The sequence below is a fragment of the Lentzea sp. NPDC058450 genome (genome assembly GCF_042721395.1).
Taxonomy (GTDB): domain Bacteria; phylum Actinomycetota; class Actinomycetes; order Mycobacteriales; family Pseudonocardiaceae; genus Lentzea.
The window spans coordinates 111,000-137,804 of the sequence record NZ_JBHXLO010000027.1 but is presented as its reverse complement, the minus strand read 5'-3'; the positions used below and the strand labels follow the sequence as shown (position 1 = coordinate 137,804).

The 26,805-nt window shown below is 69.0% G+C and carries 30 protein-coding genes; 16 read left to right on the top strand and 14 right to left on the bottom strand.

Translation table 11 applies throughout. The features are described from left to right. Positions 1 to 468: 468 nt before the first annotated feature. A complete protein-coding gene (locus ACFWNN_RS33555; RefSeq protein WP_382443950.1) occupies positions 469 to 2,130 on the top strand; it encodes an MDR family MFS transporter in 1,662 nt (553 codons plus the stop codon). On the opposite strand, the gene ACFWNN_RS33550 is transcribed toward ACFWNN_RS33555, so the two are convergent. Then, positions 2,028 to 2,411 carry a VOC family protein gene (locus ACFWNN_RS33550; protein WP_382443949.1) on the bottom strand — a complete coding sequence of 128 codons (384 nt, stop codon included), beginning with the start codon at positions 2,409 to 2,411 and terminating at the stop codon, positions 2,028 to 2,030. The genes ACFWNN_RS33555 and ACFWNN_RS33550 overlap by 103 nt on opposite strands. A 125-nt stretch (positions 2,412 to 2,536) precedes the next feature. Between ACFWNN_RS33550 and clpB the strand changes: the two genes are divergently transcribed. After that, positions 2,537 to 5,119 (top strand): ATP-dependent chaperone ClpB, encoded by a 2,583-nt coding sequence (gene clpB, locus ACFWNN_RS33545; RefSeq protein ID WP_382443948.1) that lies wholly within the window; start codon positions 2,537 to 2,539, stop codon positions 5,117 to 5,119. Positions 5,120 to 5,184: 65 nt separating this feature from the next. On the opposite strand, the gene ACFWNN_RS33540 is transcribed toward clpB, so the two are convergent. Then, positions 5,185 to 6,213: an aldo/keto reductase gene (locus ACFWNN_RS33540; protein ID WP_382443947.1), complete on the bottom strand. Its 1,029-nt coding sequence runs from the start codon at positions 6,211 to 6,213 to the stop codon at positions 5,185 to 5,187. 112 nt (positions 6,214 to 6,325) lie between these two features. On the opposite strand from ACFWNN_RS33540, the gene ACFWNN_RS33535 reads away from it, so the two are divergent. The 7 genes from ACFWNN_RS33535 (at position 6,326) to ACFWNN_RS33505 (ending at position 10,745) form a co-directional block, all read left to right on the top strand. Continuing rightward, positions 6,326 to 7,171, top strand: a complete 846-nt coding sequence (locus tag ACFWNN_RS33535; RefSeq protein WP_382443946.1) for a helix-turn-helix transcriptional regulator — start codon at positions 6,326 to 6,328, stop codon at positions 7,169 to 7,171. Between the two features lie 37 nt (positions 7,172 to 7,208). Continuing rightward, on the top strand, positions 7,209 to 7,943 hold the full coding sequence (locus ACFWNN_RS33530; protein WP_382443945.1) for a hypothetical protein: 735 nt from the start codon (positions 7,209 to 7,211) through the stop codon (positions 7,941 to 7,943). Positions 7,944 to 8,060: 117 nt separating this feature from the next. Continuing rightward, the gene (locus ACFWNN_RS33525) at positions 8,061 to 8,237 is read left to right on the top strand and encodes an LPXTG cell wall anchor domain-containing protein (protein ID WP_382443944.1); all 177 of its coding nucleotides are present in this window, start codon (positions 8,061 to 8,063) and stop codon (positions 8,235 to 8,237) included. A 49-nt stretch (positions 8,238 to 8,286) separates the two neighbouring features. Continuing rightward, positions 8,287 to 9,060, top strand: coding sequence for an SDR family NAD(P)-dependent oxidoreductase (locus ACFWNN_RS33520; protein WP_382443943.1), 774 nt, complete (start codon positions 8,287 to 8,289; stop codon positions 9,058 to 9,060). Positions 9,061 to 9,097: 37 nt separating this feature from the next. Beyond that, entirely contained in the window at positions 9,098 to 9,412 is a 315-nt protein-coding gene (locus tag ACFWNN_RS33515) for a hypothetical protein (RefSeq protein WP_382443942.1), read from the top strand. Beyond that, positions 9,409 to 10,320, top strand: coding sequence for a WXG100 family type VII secretion target (locus ACFWNN_RS33510; RefSeq protein WP_382443941.1), 912 nt, complete (start codon positions 9,409 to 9,411; stop codon positions 10,318 to 10,320). Before ACFWNN_RS33515 ends, ACFWNN_RS33510 begins: the two co-directional genes overlap by 4 nt. Further along, a complete protein-coding gene (locus tag ACFWNN_RS33505) occupies positions 10,317 to 10,745 on the top strand; it encodes a hypothetical protein (RefSeq protein ID WP_382443940.1) in 429 nt (142 codons plus the stop codon). The genes ACFWNN_RS33510 and ACFWNN_RS33505 overlap by 4 nt, the downstream gene beginning before the upstream one ends. Before the next feature lies 1 nt (position 10,746). On the opposite strand, the gene ACFWNN_RS33500 is transcribed toward ACFWNN_RS33505, so the two are convergent. Beyond that, positions 10,747 to 11,298 (bottom strand): hypothetical protein, encoded by a 552-nt coding sequence (locus ACFWNN_RS33500; RefSeq protein ID WP_382443939.1) that lies wholly within the window; start codon positions 11,296 to 11,298, stop codon positions 10,747 to 10,749. A gap of 65 nt (positions 11,299 to 11,363) precedes the next feature. Between ACFWNN_RS33500 and pyrE the strand changes: the two genes are divergently transcribed. The 4 genes from pyrE (at position 11,364) to ACFWNN_RS33480 (ending at position 14,110) form a co-directional block, all read left to right on the top strand. Then, positions 11,364 to 11,918, top strand: a complete 555-nt coding sequence (gene pyrE, locus ACFWNN_RS33495) for an orotate phosphoribosyltransferase (RefSeq protein WP_382443964.1) — start codon at positions 11,364 to 11,366, stop codon at positions 11,916 to 11,918. A 63-nt stretch (positions 11,919 to 11,981) separates the two neighbouring features. Beyond that, the gene (locus ACFWNN_RS33490) at positions 11,982 to 12,350 is read left to right on the top strand and encodes a DUF2784 domain-containing protein (RefSeq protein ID WP_382443938.1); all 369 of its coding nucleotides are present in this window, start codon (positions 11,982 to 11,984) and stop codon (positions 12,348 to 12,350) included. Beyond that, positions 12,310 to 12,987 carry a TrmH family RNA methyltransferase gene (locus tag ACFWNN_RS33485; protein ID WP_382443937.1) on the top strand — a complete coding sequence of 226 codons (678 nt, stop codon included), beginning with the start codon at positions 12,310 to 12,312 and terminating at the stop codon, positions 12,985 to 12,987. Before ACFWNN_RS33490 ends, ACFWNN_RS33485 begins: the two co-directional genes overlap by 41 nt. Positions 12,988 to 13,012: 25 nt before the next feature. Beyond that, positions 13,013 to 14,110 carry a glycoside hydrolase family 76 protein gene (locus tag ACFWNN_RS33480; RefSeq protein ID WP_382443936.1) on the top strand — a complete coding sequence of 366 codons (1,098 nt, stop codon included), beginning with the start codon at positions 13,013 to 13,015 and terminating at the stop codon, positions 14,108 to 14,110. On the opposite strand, the gene ACFWNN_RS33475 is transcribed toward ACFWNN_RS33480, so the two are convergent. Next, positions 14,100 to 14,831 (bottom strand): sugar phosphate isomerase/epimerase family protein, encoded by a 732-nt coding sequence (locus ACFWNN_RS33475; protein ID WP_382443935.1) that lies wholly within the window; start codon positions 14,829 to 14,831, stop codon positions 14,100 to 14,102. The genes ACFWNN_RS33480 and ACFWNN_RS33475 overlap by 11 nt on opposite strands. After that, positions 14,825 to 15,799 (bottom strand): LacI family DNA-binding transcriptional regulator, encoded by a 975-nt coding sequence (locus tag ACFWNN_RS33470; RefSeq protein WP_382443934.1) that lies wholly within the window; start codon positions 15,797 to 15,799, stop codon positions 14,825 to 14,827. The genes ACFWNN_RS33475 and ACFWNN_RS33470 overlap by 7 nt, the downstream gene beginning before the upstream one ends. A 34-nt stretch (positions 15,800 to 15,833) precedes the next feature. On the opposite strand from ACFWNN_RS33470, the gene ACFWNN_RS33465 reads away from it, so the two are divergent. Together ACFWNN_RS33465 and ACFWNN_RS33460 are read left to right on the top strand one after the other, a co-directional pair. Continuing rightward, entirely contained in the window at positions 15,834 to 16,679 is an 846-nt protein-coding gene (locus ACFWNN_RS33465) for a PfkB family carbohydrate kinase (protein WP_382443933.1), read from the top strand. A gap of 23 nt (positions 16,680 to 16,702) precedes the next feature. Further along, a complete protein-coding gene (locus ACFWNN_RS33460) occupies positions 16,703 to 17,278 on the top strand; it encodes a nucleoside/nucleotide kinase family protein (RefSeq protein ID WP_382443963.1) in 576 nt (191 codons plus the stop codon). Here the strand turns inward: ACFWNN_RS33460 and ACFWNN_RS33455 are convergent. Both ACFWNN_RS33455 and ACFWNN_RS33450 read right to left on the bottom strand, forming a co-directional pair. Further along, the gene (locus ACFWNN_RS33455; protein WP_382443932.1) at positions 17,275 to 18,255 is read right to left on the bottom strand and encodes a right-handed parallel beta-helix repeat-containing protein; all 981 of its coding nucleotides are present in this window, start codon (positions 18,253 to 18,255) and stop codon (positions 17,275 to 17,277) included. The two genes, ACFWNN_RS33460 and ACFWNN_RS33455, sit on opposite strands and share 4 nt — an antisense overlap. A gap of 62 nt (positions 18,256 to 18,317) precedes the next feature. Continuing rightward, the gene (locus ACFWNN_RS33450; RefSeq protein WP_382443931.1) at positions 18,318 to 18,965 is read right to left on the bottom strand and encodes a DedA family protein; all 648 of its coding nucleotides are present in this window, start codon (positions 18,963 to 18,965) and stop codon (positions 18,318 to 18,320) included. Between the two features lie 156 nt (positions 18,966 to 19,121). On the opposite strand from ACFWNN_RS33450, the gene ACFWNN_RS33445 reads away from it, so the two are divergent. Further along, positions 19,122 to 20,492: an FAD-binding oxidoreductase gene (locus tag ACFWNN_RS33445; protein WP_382443930.1), complete on the top strand. Its 1,371-nt coding sequence runs from the start codon at positions 19,122 to 19,124 to the stop codon at positions 20,490 to 20,492. Here the strand turns inward: ACFWNN_RS33445 and ACFWNN_RS33440 are convergent. The 7 genes from ACFWNN_RS33440 to ACFWNN_RS33410 all read right to left on the bottom strand — a co-directional run bounded on the left by ACFWNN_RS33440 (position 20,470) and on the right by ACFWNN_RS33410 (position 26,792). Then, entirely contained in the window at positions 20,470 to 21,858 is a 1,389-nt protein-coding gene (locus tag ACFWNN_RS33440; protein WP_382443929.1) for an amidohydrolase family protein, read from the bottom strand. The genes ACFWNN_RS33445 and ACFWNN_RS33440 overlap by 23 nt on opposite strands. Positions 21,859 to 21,892: 34 nt before the next feature. Then, positions 21,893 to 22,093, bottom strand: a complete 201-nt coding sequence (locus tag ACFWNN_RS33435) for a hypothetical protein (RefSeq protein ID WP_382443928.1) — start codon at positions 22,091 to 22,093, stop codon at positions 21,893 to 21,895. Continuing rightward, positions 22,093 to 23,256, bottom strand: coding sequence for a glycoside hydrolase family 18 protein (locus tag ACFWNN_RS33430; RefSeq protein WP_382443927.1), 1,164 nt, complete (start codon positions 23,254 to 23,256; stop codon positions 22,093 to 22,095). The genes ACFWNN_RS33435 and ACFWNN_RS33430 overlap by 1 nt, the downstream gene beginning before the upstream one ends. 533 nt (positions 23,257 to 23,789) lie before the next feature. Continuing rightward, on the bottom strand, positions 23,790 to 24,509 hold the full coding sequence (locus tag ACFWNN_RS33425; protein WP_382443962.1) for a DedA family protein: 720 nt from the start codon (positions 24,507 to 24,509) through the stop codon (positions 23,790 to 23,792). Positions 24,510 to 24,532: 23 nt separating this feature from the next. After that, positions 24,533 to 24,727: a hypothetical protein gene (locus ACFWNN_RS33420; protein WP_382443926.1), complete on the bottom strand. Its 195-nt coding sequence runs from the start codon at positions 24,725 to 24,727 to the stop codon at positions 24,533 to 24,535. 5 nt (positions 24,728 to 24,732) lie between these two features. After that, complete coding sequence (gene nagA / locus ACFWNN_RS33415) at positions 24,733 to 25,884, bottom strand: N-acetylglucosamine-6-phosphate deacetylase (protein WP_382443925.1); 1,152 nt, start codon at positions 25,882 to 25,884, stop codon at positions 24,733 to 24,735. After that, entirely contained in the window at positions 25,884 to 26,792 is a 909-nt protein-coding gene (locus ACFWNN_RS33410; protein WP_382443924.1) for an ROK family protein, read from the bottom strand. The genes nagA and ACFWNN_RS33410 overlap by 1 nt, the downstream gene beginning before the upstream one ends. Between the last annotated feature and the right edge of the window lie 13 nt (positions 26,793 to 26,805).

The following is a 26,805-nucleotide window of genomic DNA, read 5'->3' as shown; positions in this document are numbered from 1 at the left end:
CTGTCAAACAGACGAAGAGCGTGTCTGTTTGACAGACCCGTCCAGGTGCAGCAAGTGCTGTGGTGCGACTCGTGATGGGACCCCACCGCCGGGCCCTCTTGGCTCAAAGCGAAAAGCCAAGAGCCTCGGCTTCGCCGTCGGGTCGGCTCGCTTTCGGCTTCGCGTGCATCAGGCCTCGCCCGCCCTGCCCCGCCCTGCCCCGCCTCGCCCCGCCCCGCCTCGCCCCGCCTCGCCCCGCCCCGCCTCGCCCCGCCCGGCCCCGCCTCGCCCCGCCCGGCCCGGCCCCGCCCGGCCAAGCCCCTCCTTGCCCGGTTCGGTTCGGGCCGGGCCGTGAGCGTGTGACGACTCTCGCTTGAGCGGTCCGGCCCACCCTCGGTGTGACCCATCAGCCACCCCAATTCGTTGTCGTGGCTAACTATCTCCAGATATAGTTGTATGACATCAACTAACTACTGGAGGTGTGCCGGTTTGAGTCGGCCCTCGTCGCATCGGGAGATCCTCGAAGCGCTGTCCGGTATCTGGGTGGCGTTGCTCGTCGCGATCCTCAGCTCCACCATCGTCTCGAACGCTCTCCCGACGATCCTGGCCGAGCTCAAAGGCACGCAGACCCAGTACACGTGGGTCATCACCTCGATGCTCCTCGCGTCCACCGCCAGCACGCCTCTGTGGGGGAAGCTCGCGGATCTTTTCGACAAGAAGCGGCTGTTGCAGTCCGCGATCGTGTTGTTCGTGATCGGCTCGGTGTTGTCCGGGCTGAGTCAGAACATGGAGCAGCTGATCGGGTTCCGGGTCGTGCAGGGGCTCGGCATGGGCGGTGTGCAGGCGCTGGGGCAGGTGGTCGTCGGCGCGCTGCTCAGCCCCCGCGAGCGTGGGCGGTACAGCGGGTACACCGGCATGGTGATCTCTGCCGGGACCGTCGGTGGGCCGTTGGTCGGTGGGTTCCTCGTCGACTGGCCTGGGTGGCGATGGTGCTTCTTCGTGTGCGTGCCGTTGGCGCTGGTGGCGCTGGCCGTGTTGCACAAGACGTTGCACCTGCCGGTGAAGAAGCAGCACGTGAAGATCGACTACCTCGGCGCCACGCTCATCACGGGCGGGGTGAGCCTCGTGCTGATGTGGGTGTCGTTCGCCGGGAAGGACTTCGACTGGATCAGCGGCGAGAGCGCGTTGTTCGCTGGTGGTGCGCTTCTCGCGATCGTCGGGGCCTACTTCGTGGAGCGGCGGGCGAGTGCGCCGGTCATCCCGTTGCACCTGTTCAAGAACCGGACCGTGGTGCTGGCGATGCTCGGGGGCGTCGCGGTGGGGACCGCGATGTTCGGGGCCTCGGTGTTCATGGGGCAGTACTTCCAGATCGCGCGCGGGTTCTCGCCGACCAAGGCCGGGCTGCTGACGGTGCCGCTGGTGTTGGGGCTGAGCATCTCGTCGACGGTCAGCGGGCAGTTGATCGCCAAGAGCGGCCGGTGGAAGAGCTACCTGGTGTGGGGCTCGTTCTCGCTGGTCGCGGGGCTGGCGTTGCTCGGGACGATCGACCACCGGACCAACCTCGTGCTGATGGGGGCCTACCTCGCGCTGGTGGGCGTCGGGGTCGGGCTGACCATGCAGAACCTCGTGCTGGCCGTGCAGAACGGCGTGGGCATGGCCGATCTCGGCGCGGCCAGTTCCACGGCCACGTTCCTGCGGTCGCTGGGCGGGACGGCCGGCGTCTCGGTGCTCGGGGCCGTGCTGGCGGCCCAGGTGAGCACGAAGACGCTCGACCGCGGGTCCCTCTCCCCAGTCGTGCGCGACTCCTACGGTGACGCCATGGGCGAGTTGTTCCTCATCGCCGCCGGGCTCGCCGTGTTCACGGTCATCGCGGTCCTGCTGATCAAGGAGCAGCCGCTGCGCGACTCGGTGGAGGATGTCACCCCATCGGGTTCTGGTGCACAGACGGTCGCCACTGAACTTGATTCACCTGTGGATACTGAACAGCGGATTGTGGATAACTCGGTGCCCGCTGTGGACAAGCTGTTGGTGCTTTCGAGTGACGCTGGTCAGGACGTTGCGGCTCGTTCGGCTGCGCTGCGTTCCACGCAGAACTCGTTGCCCTCGGGGTCGCGCATTGTGACCCAGCCGGTGCCGTCCGGCCTGCGCTGATCGTCGAAGACCGTCGCGCCGATGCCGACGAGGCGTTCCACCTCCTCGTCGCGGGTGATCGCGACCGGCTGCAGGTCGAGGTGCAGCCTGTTCTTGAGCTCCTTCGACTCCGGAACGTTGATGAAGAGGTACCGGATGCCGTTCGGCAGCTCGATCATCGACTCGGGGTCGCCCGGGTTGTCGTCGGGGTGCAGCGGCAGGTCCAGGACCTTGCTCCACCACGAGGCGATCTCGTAGGAGTCGCGCGCGTCGATCGTGATGCTGTGGATGATGGACGTCATGGGGTGATCATCGCTCAGTCGGGCTGTGATCCCGACCGATTTCAAGGTTGAGCGGAACAGACTCAACTTTTCTGACGTTATGCGGGATGATGGTCCATGCTGGAGGCTGACCACGAGGTGGAGGAATGGACGCTTTCAACCCGACGACCAAGACGCAGCAGGCCGTGTCCGCGGCGGTGCAGGCCGCCACGCTGAACGGGAACCCCGACGTGGGTTCCGTGCACCTGCTCAGCGCACTGCTGGCGCAGACGGACGGGTTGACCGCGCCGTTGCTGTCGGCCGTGGGCGCCGACCCCGAGCAGGTGCGCAAGGAGCTGGAGCAGCTCTCCCGCGGGCTGCCGAGCGCTTCCGGTTCCACCGTGTCCGCCCCGCAGTTCTCGCGCGACGCCGTGCGGGTGATCAACCGGGCGCAGGAGCTCGCCACCGAGATGGGTGACGAGTACGTGTCCACCGAGCACCTGCTCGTCGGGCTCGCGCAGCACGGCGGGCTGGTGGCCGACCTGCTGCGGCGCCACGGTGCCACTCCCGACGCGCTGACCGACGCGTTCACGAAGGTGCGCGGCTCGGCGCGGGTGACGTCGGCCGACCCCGAGGGCACCTACAAGGCGCTGGAGAAGTACGGCGTCGACCTGACCGAACGCGCGCGCAAGGGCGAGCTCGACCCGGTGATCGGCCGGGACGCCGAGATCCGCCGCGTCGTCCAGGTGCTGTCGCGGCGCACCAAGAACAACCCCGTGCTGATCGGCGAGCCCGGTGTCGGCAAGACCGCGATCGTCGAGGGCCTGGCGCAGCGCGTCGTGGCCGGTGACGTGCCGGAGTCGTTGCGCGGCAAGAAGGTCGTGTCGTTGGACCTCGGCTCGATGGTCGCGGGCGCCAAGTACCGCGGCGAGTTCGAGGAACGGCTCAAGGCCGTGCTGAAGGAGATCACCGACTCGGCCGGGCAGGTCATCACGTTCATCGACGAGCTGCACACGATCGTCGGTGCGGGCGCGACCGGTGAGTCGGCGATGGACGCCGGCAACATGATCAAGCCGATGCTGGCCCGCGGCGAGCTGCGCATGGTCGGTGCCACGACCCTGGACGAGTACCGCGAGCACATCGAGAAGGACGCCGCCCTGGAACGCCGCTTCCAGCAGGTGCTGGTCGGCGAACCGTCGGTGGAGGACACGGTCGGCATCCTGCGCGGCCTCAAGGAGCGCTACGAGGTGCACCACGGCGTGCGCATCACGGACGCCGCCCTCGTCGCCGCCTCGACGCTGTCCGACCGCTACATCACCGCGCGCTTCCTGCCGGACAAGGCCATCGACCTCGTCGACGAGGCCGCGTCCCGGCTGCGCATGGAGATCGACTCGCGGCCCGTCGAGATCGACACCGTCGAACGTGCCGTGCGGCGCCTCGAGATCGAGGAGATGGCGCTGTCCAAGGAGTCCGACGCGGCCTCCGTCGAACGCCTGCACGCGCTGCGCGCCGAACTGGCCGAGAAGCGCGAGGAACTCTCCGCGCTGACCGCCCGCTGGCAGAACGAGAAGGGCTCCATCGACCGCGTGCGCGCGCTGAAGGAGCAGCTCGAGTCGTTGCGCGGCGAGTCGGAACGAGCCGAGCGCGACGGCGACCTCGGCCGTGCCGCCGAGCTCCGCTACGGCCGGATCCCCCAGCTGGAGAAGGAACTCGCGGTCGCGGCGGAGTCCACACAGGACGCCGCGATGCTCAAGGAGGAGGTCGGCCCGGACGACGTCGCGGACGTGGTGTCGGCGTGGACCGGCATCCCCGCGGGCAGGCTGCTGGAGGGCGAGACCGCCAAGCTGCTGCGCATGGAGGACGAACTGGGCCGCCGCGTCGTGGGCCAGGCCGAGGCCGTGCGCGTGGTGTCGGACGCGGTGCGCAGGACGCGCGCCGGCGTCGCCGACCCGGACCGCCCGACGGGCTCGTTCCTGTTCCTGGGCCCCACCGGCGTCGGCAAGACGGAGCTCGCGAAGGCGCTGGCGGCGTTCCTGTTCGACGACGAGCGGGCGATGATCCGCATCGACATGAGCGAGTACTCCGAGAAGCACTCGGTGGCCCGCCTGGTCGGCGCGCCTCCCGGCTACGTCGGCTACGACCAGGGCGGCCAGCTCACCGAGTCGGTCCGCCGCCGCCCGTACTCGGTCGTGCTGCTGGACGAGGTCGAGAAGGCGCACCCGGACGTGTTCGACGTGCTGCTGCAGGTGCTCGACGACGGCCGCCTCACCGACGGCCAGGGCCGCACGGTCGACTTCCGCAACACGATCCTGGTGCTCACCTCGAACCTGGGCTCGCAGACCATCGTGAACCCGTCGCTCACCGAGCGCGAACGCCACGACGCGGTGATGTCCGTGGTGCAACGCCACTTCAAGCCGGAGTTCCTCAACAGGCTGGACGACGTCGTGGTCTTCCACGCCCTCGCCACCGAGGAGCTGACGTCCATCGTGGACATCCAGATCGCCCGCCTGGCCGACCGCCTGGCGGCCCGCCGGCTGACCCTCGACGTCACGCCGTCGGCCCGCGACTGGCTGGCGCTCAACGGCTTCGACGCGATCTACGGCGCGCGGCCGCTGCGGCGGCTGGTGCAGTCGGCGATCGGCGACCAGCTGGCGAAGGAGCTGCTGGCCGGCGAGGTGCGCGACGGCGACACGGTGCGGGTCGACGTGGTGGACGACCAGAGCGGCCTGATCGTGGGCCGCACCGCGTGAGTCCGCACCTGGGAGGGGGCCGGAAGGTCCCCTCCCAGGTGTTTCCGCGGTGAGTTGCCCGCAGCTCACCGGCTTTCGATCGTCAGCTCACCGGACAGCACGGTCCGGATGTGGTCGCCGGACAGCAGGGAGTGCGGGTACCCGAGGTCGATCGCGCTCACCTCGTCCAGCCGCGCCACCTGCTCCGCGGTCAACGACACGTCCAACGCGCCGAGGTTGCCCACCAGCTGCTCCGGCGTGCGAGCCCCGACCACCGGCGAAGTGACCCCTGGCCGCCCGAGGTTCCACGCCAGCGCGACCTGCGCGGGCGCGCACCCGACCTCGGCAGCCACCTCCCGCACCACGTCGGCGATCCCGAGCGTGCGCGGGTTCACCATGCCCAGCGCGGCGTTGAACTCCCGGCGCGACGTCCCGGCCTCGGCGGCGCCCGAGTACTTGCCGGACAGCACCCCGCCGCCCAACGGCGAGAACGGCGTCACGCCGAGCCCCAGCGCCCGCGCGGCGGGGATCAGGTCGCGTTCGGCGTCCCGGTTGATCAGGCTGTACTCGATCTGCAACGACACGAGCGGTGACCAGCCGCGGAGGTCGGCGACGGCCTGCATGCGCGAGATCTCCCAGGCCGGGGCGTTCGACATCCCCACGTGCAGGACCTTGCCGGCGCGCACCAGGTCGTCCAGGCCGCGCAGCACCTCCTCGAACGGCGTCCGCGCGTCCCAGACGTGCACGTACAGCAGGTCCACGAAGTCGGTGCGCAGCCGGCGCAGGCTGTTCTCGACGGACGCGAACAGGTTCTTGCGGTGGGAGCCGCCGGAGTTCGGGTCTGAAGGAGTGCGCAGGGTCGAGTACTTCGTCGCCAGCACCAAGGCGTCGCGCCGTCCCGAGATCAACGAGCCGAGCAGCTCCTCGGAACCGCCGTAGGACGCGGCCGTGTCGATGAAGTTGCCGCCGCGGTCGACGTACGCCGAGAACAACGACCGCGCGTCCTCGGCGGAGGAGCCCCAGCCCCACTCGTTGCCGAACGTCGCGGTGCCCAGGGCCAGTGGTGAGACCCGCAGGCCGGACCGGCCCAGCAGCCGGTACTTGTCGAGCGACATGGTGTTTCTCCCGAGGAAAGTGGTGAGACACCAGGCTCCGAGAACGAGCAGCGGCGGGTAAGGGAAGGAACTTCCTGGGAACACGAGTCCTACCCGGACTGTTGAAGAGGCCGTGCTCACCGACGTCACGCAGGAGCTCGCGATCTTCCTGAGGACCAGGCGCGAGCGGCTGGATCCGCGCGACTTCGCCCTGCCGGAACGGCGACAGCGCAGGACGCCGGGACTGCGGCGCGAGGAGGTCGCCGAGCTCGCGGGCATCAGCGTCGACTACGTCGTCCGCCTGGAGCAGGCACGCGGGCTGCGGCCGTCGGCGGAGGTGGCCGAGGCACTGGCCGGGGCGTTGCGGCTGAACGACGACGAACGCGCGTACCTCCTCGGCCTCGCCAAGCGGCACACCGGGGACAAGGCGGCGACCGAAGCGGCCGAGTCGTTGAAACTGCTGGTCGAGGACCTGTCGCCGAGACCGGCCATGGTGATGAACCACCGGTTCGACGTCCTCGCCTGGAACGACGAGATGGCGGAGGTGCTGCTGGACTTCGCCGAGCTGCCGGAACGAAGGCGCAACGCGGTCTGGCTGTGCCTGCTGCACCCGGAGGTCCGCGAGCGCTACGTCGACCGCGACCGGGTCGTCCGCGAAGGGGTCGCCCACCTGCGGGCCGCGTGGGCCGCGCACCCCGGCGACCAGGTGCTGGCCGGCCTCATCGCCGAGTGCGCCGCCGCGGACGAGGAGTTCGCCCGGCTGTGGGCCGCCCGCGACGTCCGGTTCAACGCCCGCGGTGACAAGGTGCTGAAGCATCCCCGCGCAGGTGAGATCGCGTTGCGGTTCGAGACGCTCAGGCCCCTGCAGAGCCCCGACCAGTTGCTGGTGATCTACCGCGGCGCGGACGCCCGCAGCCAGGCCGCGATGGCGCAACTGAACCGGGGAAAGGCACGCCGAGGTCACGACGCGCGGAAGTGATCTTCGTTCCTCGCCTCCGACCCACTACGCTTGGCCCGTGGGCATACCGGCGTGGGTCTGGTTCACCGTCGCCGCGGTGGCGGGCGTGGCGGGGTTCGCCCTGCTCGCGACCGACCGGGCGCAACGAACCGCGCGTAATCGTGAACGGCGCCGTTGGGCTGCCCTGCGCGGCTGGCAGTTCGAGGAGACAGACCACGTGCTGCCGACCCGGTGGGAAGCCGGGGCCATCGCGTACTACGGCACGGGCCTCGCCCGTGACGTCGTGGCGGGCTCGACCTTCACCGCCGACGGTCGCAGGCAGGTCTACGTGCTGGACCACGAGACCGGCGGCAAGGTCAACTCCGTGCTGGTCGGCGTGCGCTGCAGGCGGGCGTTGTCGGTGGTGATCGAGCTGTGGTTGTCGACCGTGCCGTTCCAGCGCGACGACGACAAGAAGCCGATGCCCGACATGCTCGGTCCGGTGGGGTCGCGGTACGCGTTCGTCACGGACGTGCCGGCGGCTCGGAAGATCATCACGCCCGACCTGATCGACGCCGCCGAGGAGATCGGGGGCGACGTCACGGTCGTCTGGATGGAGAACGACTGGGTGCTGGCCGCCGCGCCGCCCAACTCGTCGCCCGCGCGCCTCGAACGGCTGCTGCGCGACGTCGGTGAGCTCGCGGACGTCATCGACCCGTTCGACCCGGATCCGTCCGAGCGCGAGGAGCCGGTGGCGGAGGACGACGAGGGCGGCGAGGTCTACCGGCCGTCGTTCGGGCGCAAGCAGACCTGATCGAATCCAAAGTGGCGTGTCGCACCTCACGCCGCCATTCAGGTGAAACATTCGCCTCCAATGCAGATACTCCGAGGGTTGACCGTCGTGTCCCCGAACCCCCCGGAGGGAAGCACGATGTACGGAGGAAAGATCGTTCCGCCTGTGGCCGTGGCGGGCACGGCGTCCGTGGTGACGCTGGCCAACACGGGTGCGTCGGTGGGCTGGCTGGTGTTCGGCGGGGTCGCGCTGGTCGTGTCCGGCCTCGCGCTGCGCCTCGCCGTCCTGCGCCGCCCGGCGAAGAACGAAGCGTGATCGTCGGCGGCCTTCGGCCCCGGCGCCGAACCGACTACCGTGCGGACGTATGCCAACCGCACTGGTGACCGGATCGACCGTCGGGATCGGGGCCGCCTTCGCCCGCAGGCTCGCGGCGGAGGGATACGACCTCGTGCTGGTCGCGCGCACCGCGCCCGCACTCGAGGAGCTCGCGAAGCAGCTGCACGACCGGCACGGCGTGAACGTCGACGTCCTGCCGGCCGACCTCAGCGACCACGAGGACAGGCTCAAGGTCGAGCAGCGGCTTGCCGAGCAGGCCGTCGACCTGCTCGTCAACAACGCGGGCTTCGCGAACAACGGCGAGCTCTTCGCCACCGACGTCGAGAAGCTGCAGAACCAGCTCGACGTCAACGTCACCACCGTGCTGCGCCTGTGCCGGGCCGCGATCCCGGCCATGATCGCGCGCGGCAAGGGTGACGTCATCAACGTGTCGAGCGTCGCGAGCTTCCTGCCCGGCCGCGGCACCAGTTACAGCGCCGACAAGGCGTGGGTGACGGCGTTCTCCGAGGGCACGGCGCTCGCCACCGAGGGCACCGGTGTGCGGATCATGGCGCTCGCCCCCGGTTTCGTGCGGACCGAGTTCCACCAGCGGGCGAAGATCGACATGTCCAAGACGCCGAACTGGCTCTACGTGCCCGTCGAGAAGCTGGTGCACGAGGCCCTGCGCGACCTGCGTCGCGGCAAGGCCCTCTCGGTCCCCGGCCTCCAGTACAAGACGATCGTCACCGTCGCCACGCGGCTGCCGCGCAAGCTCGTGCGCCGGATGGCGTCGCGGTTCGCGGGTGGACGCGGCCGCACCTGATCGGAACCGTTCGGCCGAATGCCGCGTCGTAGGCCATGTGAGCGAACAGTTCCATGTCGAACCGAACGAGTTGCGGGGCTACAGCGAACTGCTGGACCGCAACGCCGGGCACTTCCTGACCATCAAGGACCACGCGATCTCCAAGGGCGGTGACACCAGCGGGTTCACCGGCCTGCTGACGTTGCTGCACCCCGTCGTGACCGGTGTCGCGAGCCTGTACGGGGAGACGTTGGACTTCGCGAACAAGATGATGACCAAGGACGCCGACGCGCTGCGGAAGACGGCCGACTCCTACGAGAAGGTCGACCAGTTCGGCCTCAAGCTGATCCACGGTGCGGGAGGTGGCCGATGACCACGGCGTACGCGGACGTCGAGGACCCGTCGGTCGCGCTCAACGCGGCCGCCGAGAACCGTCCCGGCAGGCAGACCACCAAGGAGCTCATCGAGGCCGCCGGGTGGAAGCTGCAGGGCGTCAACTGGATCTACGAGAAGGTCACCGGCGAGAACCTGATCGAGTCGCTGATCAGCCCGCTGGTCGGCGACTTCGAGAAGATCGACGCCAACGCCAACGCGTGGGACCAGGTCGCCAAGGCGCTGGACTCGGTGCGGCACAACGTCGGTGAGGGCGTCGGTCAGCTCAACCCGCACTGGAACGGCTCCGCGGCGCAGGGTTTCGAACGCCGCATGGACACCATGTGGGTCATCGCGATCGAGGCGGACTCCCAGGTCGCCCGGATCATCGGCAACAAGTTCCAGTCGATGGCCTCCGCCTGCCGGTCGGCCACGAAGGTCGCGCTGTTCCTGCTCGACAAGCTCTGCACCATGCTGCTCGAAGCCGCGATGACCGCGGTGATCCCGGTCGTCGGCTGGGGCCGCGCGGTGTGGATGGTCTACGACGCGATCCAGATCGTCGACGCCATCCGCAAGATCATCCAGTCGATCATGACGCTGATCGAGGGCGTCAAGGGCATGGTCGACGGCATCGTCGCGATGGGCACGGCGCTGATGAAGCTCAAGGACGTCCGGGACGTGAACGACGCGCTGGACGTCGTCGACGGCGTGCAGGACGGCAAGCAGAAGTACGACAACGGCGTGGCGGCGGCGAAGTCCGGCGCGATCGGTGTCGGCCTAGGCGCGTACAGCCTGGGCAAGGCCGGATCGGCAGCGGGCGGCCGGTACAGCACGCCGAGCACCAGCAGCGGTGCCGGAGCCGGCGGATCCTCCGCACCCGCCCCTGCACCCTCAGGTGGTCAGCAGTGACGTTCCCCTACGACCAGGCGCGGCTCCAGCAACTGTTCTCCGACGTCGACTCCCGCATCGACGACCTGGGCAAGGTCTCCACGGCCGCCTCGCAGGTGCAGCCCCGTTCGCGCGGACTGTCCGAACAGGACCTCCGCGAGATCGAACGGTTCGCCAAGTCACCCGGTGCGCCCAAGGAGCTCAAGGACTTCCAGCGACGCGTCGACGCCGGCGAACTGTCGTGGGCCGACGTCGCCGCAGGTCGCGCGTTGAACGACCCCGGCGCGCAGCAGGCGCTCGCGGTGGGCGTGCCCGATCTTCAGCGCGCGTACCGAGCGCTTGAGGAAGGGCAGGATCCCGAGGACGTCGTCGCCTCCGGAACACCCACCCCTCCGCCGGACGACGAGGACGACGGGCCGAGCCACTTCCGCAAGGACGCCTGGTAGGTCAGACGGGCCAGTCCACGCCACCACTGCTGGTGTGGCTGGTCCCGGTACCCCGCACGACGTCGAATGCGACCGCGCAGGCGGTCGCCAACGACCGCACCGGCTCTGTCACGGCCGGGTTGATCTGCACGACGTCCCGGCGCACCCGCGAGCCGTTGCGCTTGGCCCGCGCGCCGGTCTGGATCCGCGCGACGTCACCGAAGAAGCAGAGCTGCTGTCCGTGGGCGTCGTGCAGTGACTGCTGCCACGCGCCGTGCGTCTTGATCGTCCCGATCAACTGGCCCTGGGGCGTGCTCACCCGCACGTGCGGCCGCCGCCCGAAGCCCTTGTCGATGCGCATGATCGGCTGGCCGTGCGGCGCCACGACGTCCAGGTCGAAGGTCGTCCAGCCGGAGAACCCGGTGTGCCGCAACGGCCGCTGCACGCCCGGACCGCTGCGCTCCCGCACCACCATGACCGGCACGTCCCGTTCGTCGAACACCTCGACTCGGTAGGACGGCCGCAACAAGAGGCTCATGAACGTCCACGGCTGTTCCACGTACAAGGTGCTCACGGTGATGCAGCGTACGAGGCGTCGCCCGCCCAGATGTGCGAAGCTGACGACCCGTGCGAACTGAAGTGGTCTTGGACGCGAACGCTAAGTCGGAACTCGCTCGTCTGGTGAGCGAATTGGCCGTGGTGCACGGCAAGGTGACCCTCTCCAGCGGCAAGGAAGCCGACTACTACGTCGACCTGCGCCGGGCGACGCTGCACCACGCGGCGGCCCCGTTGATCGGCAAGCTGCTGCGGCAGCTCACGTCCGACTGGGACTTCGTCGCGGTCGGCGGGTTGACCCTCGGCGCGGACCCCGTCGCCTACGCGATGATGCACTCCGCCGGAGCGGACGGTGACGTGCTCGACGCGTTCGTCGTGCGCAAGGCCAACAAGGCCCACGGCATGCAGCGGCAGATCGAGGGCATCGACGTGCGCGGCCAGCGGGTGCTCGCGGTCGAGGACACCTCCACCACGGGCGGGTCGGTGCTCACGGCCGTCACGGCGTTGCGCGAGCACGGGGCCGACGTCATCGGCGTGGCCACGGTCGTGGACCGCGGCACGGGCGCCAAGGAGGCCATCGAGGCCGAGGGCCTTCCGTACCGCTACCTGCTCGACCTGAACGACCTCGGCCTGGCCTGAGGTTTTATCGAGAGCGCTTCGAGCCACCCCGTCCTAGTCTGGAACAGGGACGGGGTGGTGCGAATGGCCAGATCTCTCGCCGAAGCGGTCATGCTCCTGCACTTCACGGTGCTGGCGTTCCTGCTCGTGGGCGGATACCTCGCCTGGCGCTGGCGCTGGGTGATCTACCCGCACCTGGCCCTGGGCGCGTGGGCGGTCCTGAGCATCCTCACGCCGACGGTCTGCCCCCTGACGACCTGGGAGAACGACTTCCGGGTGATGGCGGGGATGGAGCCGCTGGAGACCGGGTTCATCGACCACTACATCGACGGCATCTGGTACCCGGAGAGCTCGTCGACGCTGGTCCAGCTGGTGCTGGGGTCGATCGTGATCGTCTCCTGGATCGGCTTCTATGCTGGTCACCGTGCTGCTCGAAGGCTTTCACGCTGTTAAGCACGCGCTGCGCTTCGGCGGGCACGTGGACCCGTTGATCACGACGGACCTCGCCGCCGCGGTCGCTCTCGCCGAGACGCACGCCCCCGACCTGCGCGAGCGGTTCGCCGCCGCCACCGAGGTCGACCAGAACCACTTCAAGCTGCGCGTGGGCCGCACGCACCCGACGGGCGTCGCCGGGTTCGCCGAGCGGCCCGACCTGCCGTTCGACCGCCAGGCCCCGGTCGTGCTGCTGGACAACCCGCGCAACCTCGGCAACTTCGGCGCGGCCATCCGGGTGGCGGCGGGCCTCGACGCGGGTGGCGTGATCTCCACCGGGGACGTCGACCCGTGGCACCCCAACGTCCTGCGCGGCTCGGCCGGCCTGCACTTCGCGCTGCCCGTCGCGAAGGTCACGAGCCTCGACTTCGCCGGTGAGCTGATCGCCTTCGACGCCGACGGTGACCTGCTGAAAGGCCCGATCCCGGACGACGCCGTGCTGGCGTTCGGCTCGGAACGCCACGGCATCTCCGACGAGGTGCGCGCCCAGGCGTCCAGGATCGTCCGGCTGCCCATGCGCGAGAAGGTCAGCAGTTACAACCTGACAACTTCTGTGGCCATGGGCCTCTACCACTGGGCGATTCACCGAGCTTCTTGATCGGTCCAGTGCGCACCATGGCCAGGTGGTGATCGCGAAACTGCTGGCGGCGCGCGCGGGCGTCGCGGAGCGCGCGGTGTACTCCAGGCACCTGCGGAGGGTCTGGGGTGTGCCGGGCACGCTCCTCGGGGCGAGGGCGTGGCCCCCGCTCTTCCGAGACAAGATCCACACCAGCTTCAACTACTGGTGGCAGGCGCACCTGCTGGACTGCCTGATCGACGGCTACCTGCGCTCGCCCAACGAGCTGCGCAAGGCCGCGGTCACCAAGGTCGTGCGCGGCATCCGGGTCCGCAACGTCCTGGGCTGGACCAACGACTTCTACGACGACGTCGCGTGGCTCGGCCTGGCGCTGCAACGGGCCGAGCGCGAGGTCGGCGTCGCGAAGCCCAAGGCGCTCAACGCCATCGCCGAACAGCTGCGGGACGGGTGGACCGACCACGCCGGCGGCGGCATCTGGTGGAAGCGCAACGACGACTTCAAGAACGTCCCCGCGAACGGCCCGGCCGCGATCTTCCTGGCCCGCCAGAACGAACGCACCGACCTCGCCCGCGCCCGGTCCACTGTGGACTGGATCGAGGAGCACCTGGTCGACCCCGGCAACGGCCTCGCGTGGGACGGCCTGCACGTCCACCCGAACGGTGAGATCCGCGAGTACGAGAAGAACGTCTTCACGTACTGCCAAGGAGTTCTCATCGGCGCGTGCGTCGAGCTCGCGAAGCACGGCCAGACCGACAAGTGGCTCGACAAGGCCGCCCGCACGATCACGGCCGTGCACGACGACCTCGCCACCAACGGCGTGATCCGGGGTCAGGGCGGCGGGGACGGCGGCCTGTTCGCGGGCATCCTCACCCGCTACCTCGCCCAGGCCGCGCTGGTCATCCCCGACCTCGACCCGGAGCGGCACGAGACCGCCGACCTGGCCCGCGAACTCGTCGTGCAGTCCGCGGAGGCCGCGTGGTCCAACCGCGTGATGGCCGTCAGCGGTCCGCTGTTCGGTCCGGAGTGGACGGTCCCGGCGGACGAGAAGGAGGGCCGCGACCTGTCCGTCCAGCTCGGTGGCTGGATGTGCCTGGAGGCGGCCGCCCTGCTCGAACGCAGCGGTCTGGACGTCGCTACTGCTTGATCCAGCTCAGCAACGCCCTGGCGTCCTCGCGGAACTGCTCGGGTGAGTCGTCCAGCACGAACTCCAGCAGCGCGTTGCGGTCGACGCCGTCCCGCGCCAGCTCGGTCAGCACCGGTTTCCACAGATCACGGCGCTCGGCGAGCGGGAACCGCTCCTGGAACCCGCCGGGTCCCCACGAGAAGACGTGCGCCGTCACGGGTTCGAGCGTCCGCACCTCGTGCACGGCCGAGAACACGTCCTGACCGCCGCGCGGCTGCCAGTACGACACCACGCCGTCGACCTCGTCCAGCAGCTGCACCGTCGAGTCCAGCGTGTCCGTCAGCGTGTTCCGGTGGTACTCCAGCGCGATCTTGGTGCCCATCGCCTCGGCGTGTTCGACGGCGTGGTGCAGCGCGTCGATCACCGGGGCGCGGTCCGGCGTCTCCTCCGAGCCCGCCGTGCCGGCCCAGACCCGCACGAACGGCGCGTCCAGCTCGGCCGCGGTCTCCAGGACCGGCGCCAGGTCGGCGCGATCGGAGACACCGGCGCGGTAGTACGACCCGTACGCCGCCACCTTCAGCCCGGTGTCCAGCGCCCTGCGCGCCGCCGCGAAGTCGCCGGGCGGCACGTGCACGTCGCCGCCCCACTCCACGGCCTGCAGACCGCACTCCGTCGCGAGCTCGCCGATCTCCTCGACGGTGAGCTGCCGGAACGTCACCGAGACGAGCCCCGGGATCAGCATCCGCAGGACTGCCTGTGCATGAGGGAGGGCGAGAGCCGGATCGTCTCCGGTGGCCTCTCGGGGTCAGCGATGCGGGAGAGCAGCAGTTTCACCGCGGTCCGTCCGATCTCCTCGACTGGCTGGGCCAGTGTGGTGAGCGGCGGTTCGATCAAGGTAGCCCACTCGACCTCGTCGTAGGCCACGACGGCCAGGTCCGTGCCGAGCTTCAGGCCGCGGGCGCGTGCCTCGTGCAGCATGCCGACCGTGACGAGGTGGTCGGCCGCGACGACGGCGGTGGCCGGGTCCTCCTGGTCGAGCAGCGGCGCGAGCCAGCCGCTCTGCGAGACCAGCGCCTCGTCCCACTTCAGGCCCGCGCGACCGAGGCCGAGGCGGTAGCCGAGGATGCGTTCCTCGGTCGTCGCCACGCCCGCCTTGCCGCAGACGATGCCGATCCGCCGGTGACCGAGCTCGGCGAGGTGCCTGACCAGGCCCGACGTGGCCTGGACGTTCTCCGGCCCGACCTGGTCGATGTCCTTGGCGACGGTCAGCCGGTCCACCAGCACGGTCGGGATGCTGAGTCTCTTGAGCTCCGGCAGGACCAGGCTTCCGCCCCCTGCCGACGGTGTGAGCAGCAGCCCGTCGACTCTTCGCGAGCGCAGCATTCTGACCGCGGCCTGCTCGGACTCGGGGGTGTCCCGCGTGTCGATCAGCACGAGCGAGTAGCCGTTGCGAGTCGCCTCCGACTCGATGGCGGCGATCAGCTCGGCGAAGTACGGGTGGGAGACCAGTGACACGGCGAGGCCCAGCGACTTCGTGCCGCCCATGACCAGCGAACGCGCGATGGCGTCCCCCGTGTACCCGGTCTCGTCGATCGCCTTCTGGACGCGCTCGCGCGTGTCCCCGGCGACCGGCCGCGTCTCGTTGATCACGTGTGACACCGTGGTGATGGAGACCCCCGCGAGAGCCGCGACATCCCGCATGGTGACCATGGCCTGGGACCATACCCGTTTGGAGGAAGCCCAGATGGCAGCCGTGCTGTGTGTCGGGCTCACAACTCTCGACGTGACCCAACGGGTGGACGAGTTCCCGGATCCCGGACAGAAGATCCGCTCGCTCGGCGCCGCTCTCTCGCCCGGCGGTCCGGCGGCGAACGCGGCCCGCGCCGTCGCGGCGCTCGGTGGGCGGGCGTCGCTGCTCACCGCGTTGGGCGCCGACGCACTGGGTGAATTCGTCCAGGCCGCCCTGGAGCCCGTCCACGTGATCGCCGTCGCGGGGACGACACCGGTGAGCATGGTCGTCGTCCGGGACTCCGACGGCGAGCGCACGGTCGTCTCGCGGAACGCATCAGTGCAGGTAGTCGCGCCCGATCTGTCCGAATTGCTGGCCGCTGCGGACGTCGTGCTGGTGGACGGGCACCACGAGGGACTGGTGATCCCCGTCGCTCGTCAGGCGAAAGCTCTCGGATTGCCTGTGGTGCTCGACGCCGGGAGCTGGAAACCTGTCCTCGATCACCTGTTGCCGCTGGTGGACGTGGCCGCCTGCTCTTCCGGGTTCGAGCGGTCCGAGGCCGAGGTGCACTCCTTCGGGGTGCCGCTGGTCATTCGCACGCAGGGTGCGAAGCCGGTCACCTGGTCGCGGAACGGCTCGCGCGGAGAGCTGCCCGTGCCCGCGGTGGAGGTGAAGGACACGAACGGTGCCGGAGACGTCTGGCACGGCGCGTACGCCTTTGCGCTCGCGTCAGGGGCGGACCCGGTGGAGGCCATCGGGTTCGCGTCGGAGGCGGCCGCCGTTCGCGTCGGTGCGGTCGGGGACTGGGTTGAGAGGCTGGCGCGGTGGCAGGACAGCAGGTCAGGTTCGACGAGCTGCTAGAACGGGCTCGGGCGCTCGCGGACATGGGCGAGCGCAAGATTCTCGGCATCGGCGGCGCACCCGGTTCCGGCAAGTCGACACTCGCGCGGCGGCTGGTCGAGGCCCTCGACGGCCAGGCCGTGCTGGTCGAGATGGACGGCTTCCACCTCGCGCAGAGCGTGCTCGAACGGCTGCGGCTGGTCGAACGCAAGGGCGCGCCCGACACGTTCGACATCCCCGGCTACGTCGACCTGCTCGGCCGGATCAAGGCGTGCGGGCCGGACCTGATCTACGCGCCGGAGTTCCGCCGCGAGATCGAGGAACCGGTCGCCTGCGCCGTGCCGGTGCACCCGGACGTCCCGCTCGTCGTCACCGAGGGCAACTACCTGCTGCTCAACTACGACAAGTGGAAGCGCGTCCGGATCATCCTGGACGAGGCGTGGTTCCTGTTCATCGACGAGGACGTGCGCGTGCAGCGCCTGATCGACCGCCACCTGCGGTACGGGCGCACCTTGTCGGAGGCGGAGGAACGGGTGCTGCACGGCACCGACCACGTCAACGCGTTGATGGTGAACTCGTCGAAGGGATCAGCGGACCTGCTGATCACCGAGGTGCTTTAGGAACACACGATGGTGAAGCAGCCGAGCGCGTCGTTGTTGGACACGTTGTTGCCGCCGTCCGTGACAGCACCCGCCGGTGCCCACATTCCGTACTGGCCGTTGTTCTCACTCGTGTTCCTGCGCACGGTGATGTCGAGTGGAATAGGAACGTCGATTCGCAGACCGTCCCTGAGGTTGTCGGCGAATGTGTTCCGCTCGATCAGCAGCGGTCCGTTGAGCGTCTGAGAACGCACGGTCAGGCCGGCCTGCTGCATCTTCTCGAACCTGTTGCCGCGGATGACGCCGCTGACCGGCCGGTGGACGCCGAGCCAGACGCCGCCGCTGAACGTGTTGTTCAGCAGCTCGATCCGGCCGGTCGCGATGACCTCGGCGCCCTTCAGCTGACTGCCGCGGACGGTCAGCCGCTCCGACCCGCCGAGGGTGATCGGTCTCAGCGTGGTGTTGAGGACGTCGAGGTTGATCGCGCCGACGTAGTTGACGCTGTGGCTGCCGCCGCCCTGGAGGACCAGGTGGTCGGCGCCGATCTGGTTCATGCTGGTCGTGCTCTCCTGGAACTGGCAGCGCGTCCCGCAGAAGAGCCGCCACATGGTGACGGTGCTGCGCACGAACGTCACCGTCGTGCCGGGCCAGTCGCCGACCGACGCCGAGCTCGGCTGTCCCATGGTCATGTCGACGAACCGGGTGTTGGTCGCGTTGACCGCCTCGATCGTGCTGGGGATGGTGCCGCCCCGGACCGTCGTGCCGTCGACGTCGGTCATTCTGATGGCCGGACTGCCACTCAGGGTGTGTCCGTTCAGGTTGATTCTCAACCCGTTCGCACCAACGACGAGCGCGGGCTCGCCGGCGCAGCTCCAATCGCCCATCAGCGTGAAGTTCTGCGTGATTACTTGACCGCATTGCGGCATCGCTTGTGCCTGAGCCGGTGTTACTGAGCCGAACAGGGCAATTAATGTGACTAATGTGCTCGTCAAACGCATGACAGGCCTCCCCGCCCTTTTCATGGAAAGGACAGGTTAAGCACGTCTCGAACGATTTGTCGCTAGTTCGTTCCGACTTCGACCGTTTCGTCGATCGGCTTGGCCATCTCCTGGCGGTAACGCCAGATGCCCCAGCCGGTGCCACCCAGGAAGAACGCGATGCTGACGATGATGGCGGCAGTTTCGAGCCACGGGACCGACTGGATGATGCCGGCGCCGTAGTAGCCGGCCAGCACCAGCGTCGGCACCCACGCGATGGCGCCGATGGTCGTCGCCACCGTGAACTTCCTGAGGTCCATGCGCGCGGCGCCGGCGATGATGGGCGCCAGGGTGCGGATCCACGGGATCCAGCGGGCGAGCACGACGGCCCAGAACCCGCGGCGGTCGAGGAAGTCGCCCGCGCGTTTCAGGTTCTGCCGGTTCAGCACCTTGCCGCCCTTGCGCGCGAGCACCCGCGTGCCGGTGCCCCGGCCGATGTAGTACCCGACGAGGTTGCCGACGACGGCGATGACCAGGGCCGCGAGGGACAGCAGCCACGCCGACAGCTCGCTGTTGTGCGTCGCCAGCACCACGCCGGCGGCGAACAGCAGCGAGTCACCGGGCAGGAACAGCCCGAAGATGAAAGCGCACTCGACGAAGATGAAGCTGAGCACGATGACCCAGACGGCCACCGGACCAGCGGTCTCCAGCGAGGCGAAAGCGTGCGCCACGGTTAGTCAGCCTACGTCTTGCGGTGGGGGCGGCACGGCGACATCGGTCTGACGGGTTGTCTAAATCTGGGTTGAGCACACCGAGTCACCACGTGAACTTCCTTCCGCCGAGACAGCCGTCGAGTCGACCGGCCGAGTCGGACTAGCGTGGGACGCATGGAGACCTTGCTCGCGGAACTCCGCGCCGCCGTGGGTGAATCCGGCGTGTTGACCGACACCGACGTCACCGCGAGTTACCAGCGCGACATGATGCCGTTGGCCCCGCACGGCAGTCCGCTGGCCGTGGTGTTCCCCCTGAACACCGGGCAGGTGCAGGAGGTCGTGCGGGCGTGCGCTCGGCACGCCGTTCCGATCGTCCCCCGTGGCGCCGGCAGCGGTCTCTCAGGTGCCGCGAACGCGATCGAGGGCTGTGTCGTCCTGGTCATGACCAAGATGAACGCCATCGTGGAGGTCGACGCCGACAACCGCCTCGCGGTCGTCGAGCCGGGCGTGGTCAACCTCGACCTGCGCGGCCGCGTCGAGAAGGACGGCCTGTTCTACCCGCCGGACCCGAGCAGCTACGACTGGTGCACGATCGGCGGCAACCTCTCCACCAACGCCGGCGGCCTGTGCTGCGTGAAGTACGGCGTGACCACCGACTCGGTGCTCGGCCTCGAGGTCGTCCTGGCCGACGGCGAGGTGCTGCGGACCGGCCGTCGCACGGTCAAGGGCGTCGCGGGCTACGACCTCACGAAGCTCTTCATCGGCTCCGAGGGCACGCTCGGCGTGATCACCCAGGCGACGCTGGCGCTGAGGCCACTTCCGCAGGCGCCGGCCACGCTGGTCGCGGCGTTCAGCACCACGGCCAAGGCGGGTGCGGCGGTCAGCCGGATCGTCCGCGAGGGCCTGGTGCCGTCGCTGATGGAGATCATGGACCGCACGTCGATCGAGGCCGCCGAGACGTACCTGAAGACCGAGCTGGGCGCCGGGCCGGGCTGCGCGGCGTTGCTGATCTGCCAGTCCGACGCGGGCGGCGAGCAGGCGCGGCACGAGCTCCAGAAGATCGAGGAGATCTGCCTGGAAGCCGACCTCGTCTACGCGACCGAGGACGTCAACGAGGGCCGCGACCTGCTGACCGCCCGCCGCGCCGTGCTCACCGCGCTGGAGATCTACGGCTCCTGGCTGACCGACGACGTGTGCGTGCCGCGCACCCGCATCGCCGAGCTCATCCAGGGGTGCGAGGACATCTCGGCCGAGGTCGGGCTCAAGATCGCCGTCGTCGGCCACGCGGGCGACGGCAACATGCACCCGACGATCGTCTACGACCCGGCCGACGCCTCGCAGTTCGCACGGGCGCAGAAGGCGTTCGACGACATCCTCGCGGTCGGGCTGTCGCTCGGCGGCACGGTCACCGGCGAGCACGGCATCGGCAAGATCAAGCGCGAGTGGCTCGCGAAGGAGATCGGGCCGGTCGGGCTCCGGGTCCACCGCGAGATCAAGCGCGCGCTGGACCCGGACAACCTGTTCAACCCGGGATCCATGTTCTAGCGGCTTCCTCGACGTCCGCGAGCATCTTCTGCCGTTCCGCCGGCCCGAGGACTCGTCCTCGGGTGAGCACGGTGTGGATGCGTCTGGTGTTGCGGATGTCCGTGAGCGGGTTGCCGTCGAGCACGACGAGGTTCGCCTCGGCGCCGGGTTTGATCTTCGAGTTCCTGGTGGCGGCGTCGAGGACCGCTCTCGGGGAGAGGCCTGCTTCGGTCAGGAGCTCCAGCTCGTCGTGCAGCGAGAAGCCGGGAAAGGTGTAGGGGTTGCCCGCGTCCGTTCCGGTCAGGACCTCCACGCCGTGGTCGTGCATCTCGGCTGTCTGGTCCATGCGGCGCTTCAGGAAGTCGGCCTGCTGCCTGGTTTCTTGTGGTGTCGTGGGCGCCCAGCTCTTGAGGCTGTCGCGCCAGTAGTCGCGGTAGAAGGCCGGCAGGTACTTGAGGTTCGGGTCGTTCGCGAACCGGTCCGCCGGGCTGGAGAGCACGCGCATCGTGACCATCGTGGGGCAGAGCGCGGAGTTGTTGCGGCGCAGGCTGTTGGCGAGTCTCACAGCCTTGCTCCGGCTGTGCGACAGGGTTGCCTGCCGTTCGAACTCCAGCACCTGCTTGAACCACGCGAACGGGGTGGCCGGGTCGAGCGGCAGAGTCGCGATCGCCTGGCGCAGAAGGCTTTCTTCGGTGCTGGTGGCGAGCGGGAGGCCGTACATGTGCTCGAAGGTGCGCTGGCCGAGGTCGCTCGCGTCCCCCATCGCGACGTGGGCCGAGCAGTGCCCGGCGAAGGTGATCTCTTGTTTCGCGCACTCGTCCGCGATGGCCGCGAGCGTCGGCCGGTCCAGGTACGAGTAGACCTTCACGAAGTCCGCGCCCGTGGCGTTCCGGACGGCCTGGCGGCCTTCCTCGGGCGTGCTGACGATCGTCGCGCCGGGCAACGTCGAGTGCGGCCCGTCGATGATCGTGCTGGCGACCACGAGCTTCGGTCCCAGCGCCTCGCCGCGGTCGATGCGGTCGCGCAGGTCGTAGATCGGAGGGAACCCCCACATCTCGCGGATCCCCGTGACGCCGTTGACCAGGCACAGCGGCAGGGTGATCCGGTCCAGGTGCGCGCCGTGCACGTGCATGTCCCACAGCCCGGGGATGACGAACTTGCCGTGGAGGTCCAGCTTTTCGGCGCCGGGCGGCAGGCTTCGGGGGTTCGTCGCGAGAATCCTGTTGTCCGCCAGCACGATGGTGGTGTCCGGGCGGACGCCGGACGAGTCGATCACCGTCACCCCTCTGACGGCGGTGACGGTCGTCGTGGCCTCGGCCCGGCCCGGCAGCGCCACTGCCGCACCGAGCCCGGCCAGCCATCCCAGCACTTCACGTCGTGTGGTCATGCCGTTCAACCAACACCGTGACGTAACGGGAGACTCAAATCCTTTCGAGCACGTCCCTGGTCTCGGACGCCCACAGCGGGCTGGCGCTGAGCTCGACGAGGTCGGGAACCAGTCTGCGCCGCAACTCCGGCTCCAACGTGTCCCCGACGTACTTCAGCGCCGCCGCCACCTGCCACGCGTCCGGGCTCCGCAAAGCCTGGCGCAGCAACGCGATCCGGTCCTCTTGCCGTTGCACTAGCGGGACATGGCTTTCAACAACGAGTGCTGAGCGTCGTCGTGCCCCAACTCCCACATGAACGTGCCAAGCAACCCACGTGCGCGCGCGTAGTCCGCACGGAGCTTGATGGACCGAGGGTTCTCGAACGACACGAACTTCTTCTCCGCCGCGTTGTACAACCACGGCGACTGCGCCACGGGGTGCCAGTACTCCTTCCACCCCGGCGCGGCCTTGAGGCGGTTGACCTCGTCGTACCCGTCGACCCAGAACGCGCTGTCGTATGCCTGGTAGAGCCCGTGCTGCGGCCCCTCGGCCTTCACGTTGAAGCCACGACCGTAGAACGGCACGCCCAGCACCATCTTGTTGTTCGGAACCCCGTGGCGCTCGTAGTAGTTGATGGCGCCCACGACGTTGTTCCACCTGCGGTCGTCACGCGGCATCGGGTCGTTGGCGACCTCGCGGAAGCCGGCGTTGAACGTCGCCACGGGCGAGAAACCGGTGCCCAGGTCGTAGGTCATGACGTTGATGAAGTCCATGACCTTGGCGAGCTCGCGCAGTTCGAAGGACTTGGCCGGGTCGTACGGGCCGTCGGTTTGGAGGCGGCCGGCGGGGAGGGCGGCGGTGACCAGCTTCTTGGAGCCGAGCGCCTTGCGGAAGTCCTTGGTCAGCAACGTCATGTTGCGCTTGTCTTCCGGGCGGTCGGTGATCTCGGTGGGGCCGCCGTAGACCGGGAACTCCCAGTCGATGTCGATGCCGTCGAAGGTGCCGTCCTGGAAGAACAGCTCCTTGCAGGAGTCGATGAGGGTCTTGCGGGTGGTTGGGGTGAGTGACGCGTCGGAGAAGCCGCCTGCGCCCCAGCCGCCCAGGGAGATCAGGGCTTTGAGGCTGGGTTTGCGGTGTTTGAGGTCGCGGATGTCGGCGAAGTCCTTGGGGGCTGATTCGGCCGGCATCGTGCACTTGCCGTTCTCGATGGTGGAGAAGGCGTAGAAGAGGTGGGTGATGGGGGTGGTGGACGGGATCTGGGAGATGGGCTTGGAGCCGCTGAACCAGTTGCCGTAGTAGGCGCCGACAATCTTTTGGTGGGCGGCTTCGGCTGGTGCGGCGGTTGCCGGTGCGGTTGCGCCTGTTGAGACGGCGAGGGCGGTCAGGGTGACCGCCAATCCCTTGCGGAACAACGACATCTCTCGGTCCCCTCCCAGTGGTCCAGACCAGTTCGAACCTAGGGGCGGTGTCCGGTTTGCCGCAAGGTCGGGGGCGGAAACCGGTCCTATTGGCCCCTCGCGTCTTGTTGGTTGGGCTGCGGTTGCGAGAGTTGGTTGCGCGGGTCTCGACGAAAGACCTGGGGTGTGCGATTGGGGCTTGACTTCGGGGCCCTTGCGAGGTGCTGGTCGGCCGGAAAAGGCCGGGCTGAAAAGCGCCCGGCCGAGCTCGAGAAGCTAGCACCTCGCACCCAAAGTCAAGCCCCAATCGCCTTGAGCGGTGGAACCGGCTCTGTGGCGGGCATCAGCCCGTTCGGGCTCGCTTCGCTTCGCAACGCCAGGATTCGTAGGTGGTTGGCTCACGTCGGTGGCTGTCCGGTTGGCACCGCGCGCCGGGCCAAGACGGTGGTCGCCTTGCGTTGGCGACTGCGGTTGGGTCCTCGCCGTTCTCGTTTCCGGCAAGCAAAAGGCCCACCTGCCGGAGCTGGTGGGCCTTCTGCTTGCTGGTTTGCGGGTCAGCGCTCCACGCGCGGGATGACCTGCGTCGCGTCGTCGTGCTGGATCTGCGCCTGCATCACCTGCGTGATGTCGTCGGCCTCGGCCTCGACGAGGGCCTTCTTCTCCTTGCGGGCCTTGATCACCTCGATGATGATCGGCACGATCGACAGGAAGACGATGGCCAGGAGCGTGATCTCCAGGTTGTTCTTGATGAACGAGACCTGGCCGAGGAAGTAGCCGAGGATCGTCAGGCCCGCCGCCCAGGCGACGCCGCCGATGGCCGAGTACGTGAAGTACTTCTTCGGGTCCATCTTGCCGACGCCTGCCATCGCGGTGATGAAGGTGCGGACGATGGGGACGAAGCGGGCCAGGACGATGGCGCGGGCGCCGTACTTGTCGAAGAACTCCTGCGTCTTGTCGACGTACTCCTTCTTGAAGATCTTCGACTCCGGCTTGCTGAAGAGTGCCGGGCCTGCCTTCTGGCCGATGTAGTAGCCGACCACGTTGCCCACGAAGGCGCAGATCGTCAGGAGTACGCAGACGAGCCAGAGCGGGGTGTCGATGGTGCCCGCGGCGACGAAGAGGCCCGCTGTGAACAGCAGGGAGTCGCCCGGCAGGAAGAAGCCGACGAGGAGCCCGCACTCCGCGAAGATGATGAGGCACAACCCGATGAGCATGTACGGGCCGAGCCCGTTCAGCAGAACGGTGGGGTCCAGCCAGTCAGGGCCCAATGCAATCGTCACGCGCCCAACGGTACAGGTCAGCCGAGCGTGATCACCGCCGCCACCGTGCCCGCGGCCAGGCCCAGGAGCAGTGCGAGGCCCAGCACCCACCACAGGGAGGTGGGTGCCGGGGGCTCGTCGTCAAAACGGACAGGTACGGCAAATCCGGCATTTGTGCTGGTCGCCTGCGCTCTCAGCGCGTCGGTGACCAGTCGTTCCGGATCGTCTGCCATGCCACCTAGTCCTTCACCCACTCGCCCTTGACCATCACGTCCCGGGGCTTCAATTCTGCATCCAGGACTACCAGGTCCGCGGCGAGGCCGGCGGTGAGTCTGCCGGTGTCGAGGCCGAGGAGTTCGGCGCCGCGGGTCGAGGTGGCGTGTGCGGCCTCGACGAGGGACAGGCCGCAGGAGTTGACGGCGTTGCGGAACGCCATGTCCATCGTGAGGGTGCTGCCGGCGAGGGCGGCGCCTCCTGCCAACGTTGGAACGCCGTCGACGACTCGGACCTCCAGGCCGCCCACGTCGTACACGCCGTCGCCCACGCCCGCCGCCGCGATGGCGTCGGTGATGAGGATCGTGCGCTTCAGGCCCGCGTGGCGGGCCGCCAGGCGGACGGCGGTCGGGTGCAGGTGGACCAGGTCGCAGATCAGCTCGACGGTCACGCGGTCGTCGTCGAGCAACGCGCCGATGGGGCCCGGCTCGCGGTGGTGCAGCGGGCGCATGCCGTTGAAGAGGTGGGTGGCGACCGACGCTCCGGCGTCCACGGCCGGTCGGACCTGCGCCTCCGTCGCGTCGGTGTGGCCGATGGCCGCGATCACGTTCGAGTCCACGAGCTGGCGGACGGCCTGGACGGCGCCTTCCAGCTCGGGGGCGATGGTGATCATGCGGACGGTGCCCTTGCCGGCGTCGAGCAGCTTGGTGACCGCGGTCTGCTCCGGCGGGCAGAGGATGGCCGGGTCGTGCGCGCCGCAGCGGGCCGCCGAGAGGAACGGGCCCTCCAGGTGCACGCCCGCGACGACGCCCTCCTGGACCAGTTCGGCCAGCGCCGAGACCTGGTCCGCGAGTTCCGGGACCGGGCGGGAGACCAGCGAGGCCAGCAACGTCGTGGTGCCGTGCCTGCGGTGGGCCGCGGCCGCCTTGCGGATCTTCACCGGGTCGCTGCTGGTGAACGCGTCGCCGCCACCGCCGTGGCAGTGGATGTCCACGAAGCCGGGCACGATCGTGCCGCCCGCGACGTCCATCGTCTGGCCGTCCGGTGCGGTGCCCTCGCCCACGGCGGCGATCCGGCCGCCCGAGATGCTCACCCACCCGTTCTCGAGCACCCCCTCCGGCGTGACGACCCGACCACCGGTCAGGGTCACGTCGACTGGTCCACCCCACGTGCTCATCACGCCTCCAGCGTGTCGATGGCCAGCAGCGCCGCGCCGAGGAAGCCCGCCTCGTCGCCGAGCGCCGCGAGCCGAAGCTCCGGTCGGCGCTGGAAGGCGATCAGCCCGTCCAGCCTTTCCTTCAGGGGCTCCACCAGCAGGTCTCCTGCGAGTGCGAGCCCACCGCCGAGCACGACGGCCTCAGGACCGAGCAGCGTCGCCAGCACCAGGATCCCCCTGGCGAGCGCGTCCACGGCCTCGTGCCACACGGCGACGGCGTCCTGCTCCCCGTCACGGACCCTGCGCGCGACTTCAGCGGCGCCGTTGACGGGGGTGCCGGTACGTGCGGTGTACCGGCGGGCGATCGCCGCGGAGGACGCCACTGTCTCCACGCAGCCGATCTGGCCACAGGCGCAGGGCACGCCGTGGCCGACGTTCACATGGCCGATCTCGCCCGCGTAGCCCTCGCCGGCGAAGATCTTCCCGTCCAGCAGCAACGCTCCGGCGATGCCCGTCCCGATGGGCATGATCACCGCGTTGCGCAGGTCCCTGGCGGCACCCATGCGGCATTCGGCCAGGCCCGCCGCGCGCACGTCGTGCCCGAACGCGGTGGGCACGCCCAGCCGTTCGGACAGGACCTCGGCGAACGGGAACTGGCTCCACGGGAGGTTGGCCGTGTACACGCCGACGCCCCTGGTCTCGTCCACGATGCCCGGCGCCACGACTCCCACGGCGTCGATCTCGTGCTCGGAGGCGTTGCTGAGCTCCTCGACGAGCTCGGCGATGATGTCGAGCAGCGGCTCCAGCTCACCGGGAGTCGCCCGGCGAGCGTGCTTCACCGCCGCCACCGCGTCCGAGGTGCCGGAGACGAGCGCCGCCTTGGTTTCGGTGCCACCGATGTCAACGGCGACCACGTGTCTGCGTGCCACGGGAACTGATCCT

Excerpts from the sequence above, each read along its gene's own strand:
- ACFWNN_RS33550 (WP_382443949.1), bottom strand. The coding sequence starts at position 2,411 with ATGACGTCCATCATCCACAGCATCACGATCGACGCGCGCGACTCCTAC.
- clpB (WP_382443948.1), top strand. The coding sequence starts at position 2,537 with ATGGACGCTTTCAACCCGACGACCAAGACGCAGCAGGCCGTGTCCGCG.
- ACFWNN_RS33540 (WP_382443947.1), bottom strand. The coding sequence starts at position 6,213 with ATGTCGCTCGACAAGTACCGGCTGCTGGGCCGGTCCGGCCTGCGGGTC.
- ACFWNN_RS33525 (WP_382443944.1), top strand. The coding sequence starts at position 8,061 with ATGTACGGAGGAAAGATCGTTCCGCCTGTGGCCGTGGCGGGCACGGCG.
- ACFWNN_RS33520 (WP_382443943.1), top strand. The coding sequence starts at position 8,287 with ATGCCAACCGCACTGGTGACCGGATCGACCGTCGGGATCGGGGCCGCC.
- ACFWNN_RS33510 (WP_382443941.1), top strand. The coding sequence starts at position 9,409 with ATGACCACGGCGTACGCGGACGTCGAGGACCCGTCGGTCGCGCTCAAC.
- ACFWNN_RS33490 (WP_382443938.1), top strand. The coding sequence starts at position 11,982 with ATGGCCAGATCTCTCGCCGAAGCGGTCATGCTCCTGCACTTCACGGTG.
- ACFWNN_RS33485 (WP_382443937.1), top strand. The coding sequence starts at position 12,310 with ATGCTGGTCACCGTGCTGCTCGAAGGCTTTCACGCTGTTAAGCACGCG.
- ACFWNN_RS33475 (WP_382443935.1), bottom strand. The coding sequence starts at position 14,831 with ATGCTGATCCCGGGGCTCGTCTCGGTGACGTTCCGGCAGCTCACCGTC.
- ACFWNN_RS33470 (WP_382443934.1), bottom strand. The coding sequence starts at position 15,799 with ATGGTCACCATGCGGGATGTCGCGGCTCTCGCGGGGGTCTCCATCACC.
- ACFWNN_RS33465 (WP_382443933.1), top strand. The coding sequence starts at position 15,834 with ATGGCAGCCGTGCTGTGTGTCGGGCTCACAACTCTCGACGTGACCCAA.
- ACFWNN_RS33460 (WP_382443963.1), top strand. The coding sequence starts at position 16,703 with ATGGGCGAGCGCAAGATTCTCGGCATCGGCGGCGCACCCGGTTCCGGC.
- ACFWNN_RS33455 (WP_382443932.1), bottom strand. The coding sequence starts at position 18,255 with ATGCGTTTGACGAGCACATTAGTCACATTAATTGCCCTGTTCGGCTCA.
- ACFWNN_RS33445 (WP_382443930.1), top strand. The coding sequence starts at position 19,122 with ATGGAGACCTTGCTCGCGGAACTCCGCGCCGCCGTGGGTGAATCCGGC.
- ACFWNN_RS33440 (WP_382443929.1), bottom strand. The coding sequence starts at position 21,858 with ATGACCACACGACGTGAAGTGCTGGGATGGCTGGCCGGGCTCGGTGCG.
- ACFWNN_RS33430 (WP_382443927.1), bottom strand. The coding sequence starts at position 23,256 with ATGTCGTTGTTCCGCAAGGGATTGGCGGTCACCCTGACCGCCCTCGCC.
- ACFWNN_RS33420 (WP_382443926.1), bottom strand. The coding sequence starts at position 24,727 with ATGGCAGACGATCCGGAACGACTGGTCACCGACGCGCTGAGAGCGCAG.
- nagA (WP_382443925.1), bottom strand. The coding sequence starts at position 25,884 with ATGAGCACGTGGGGTGGACCAGTCGACGTGACCCTGACCGGTGGTCGG.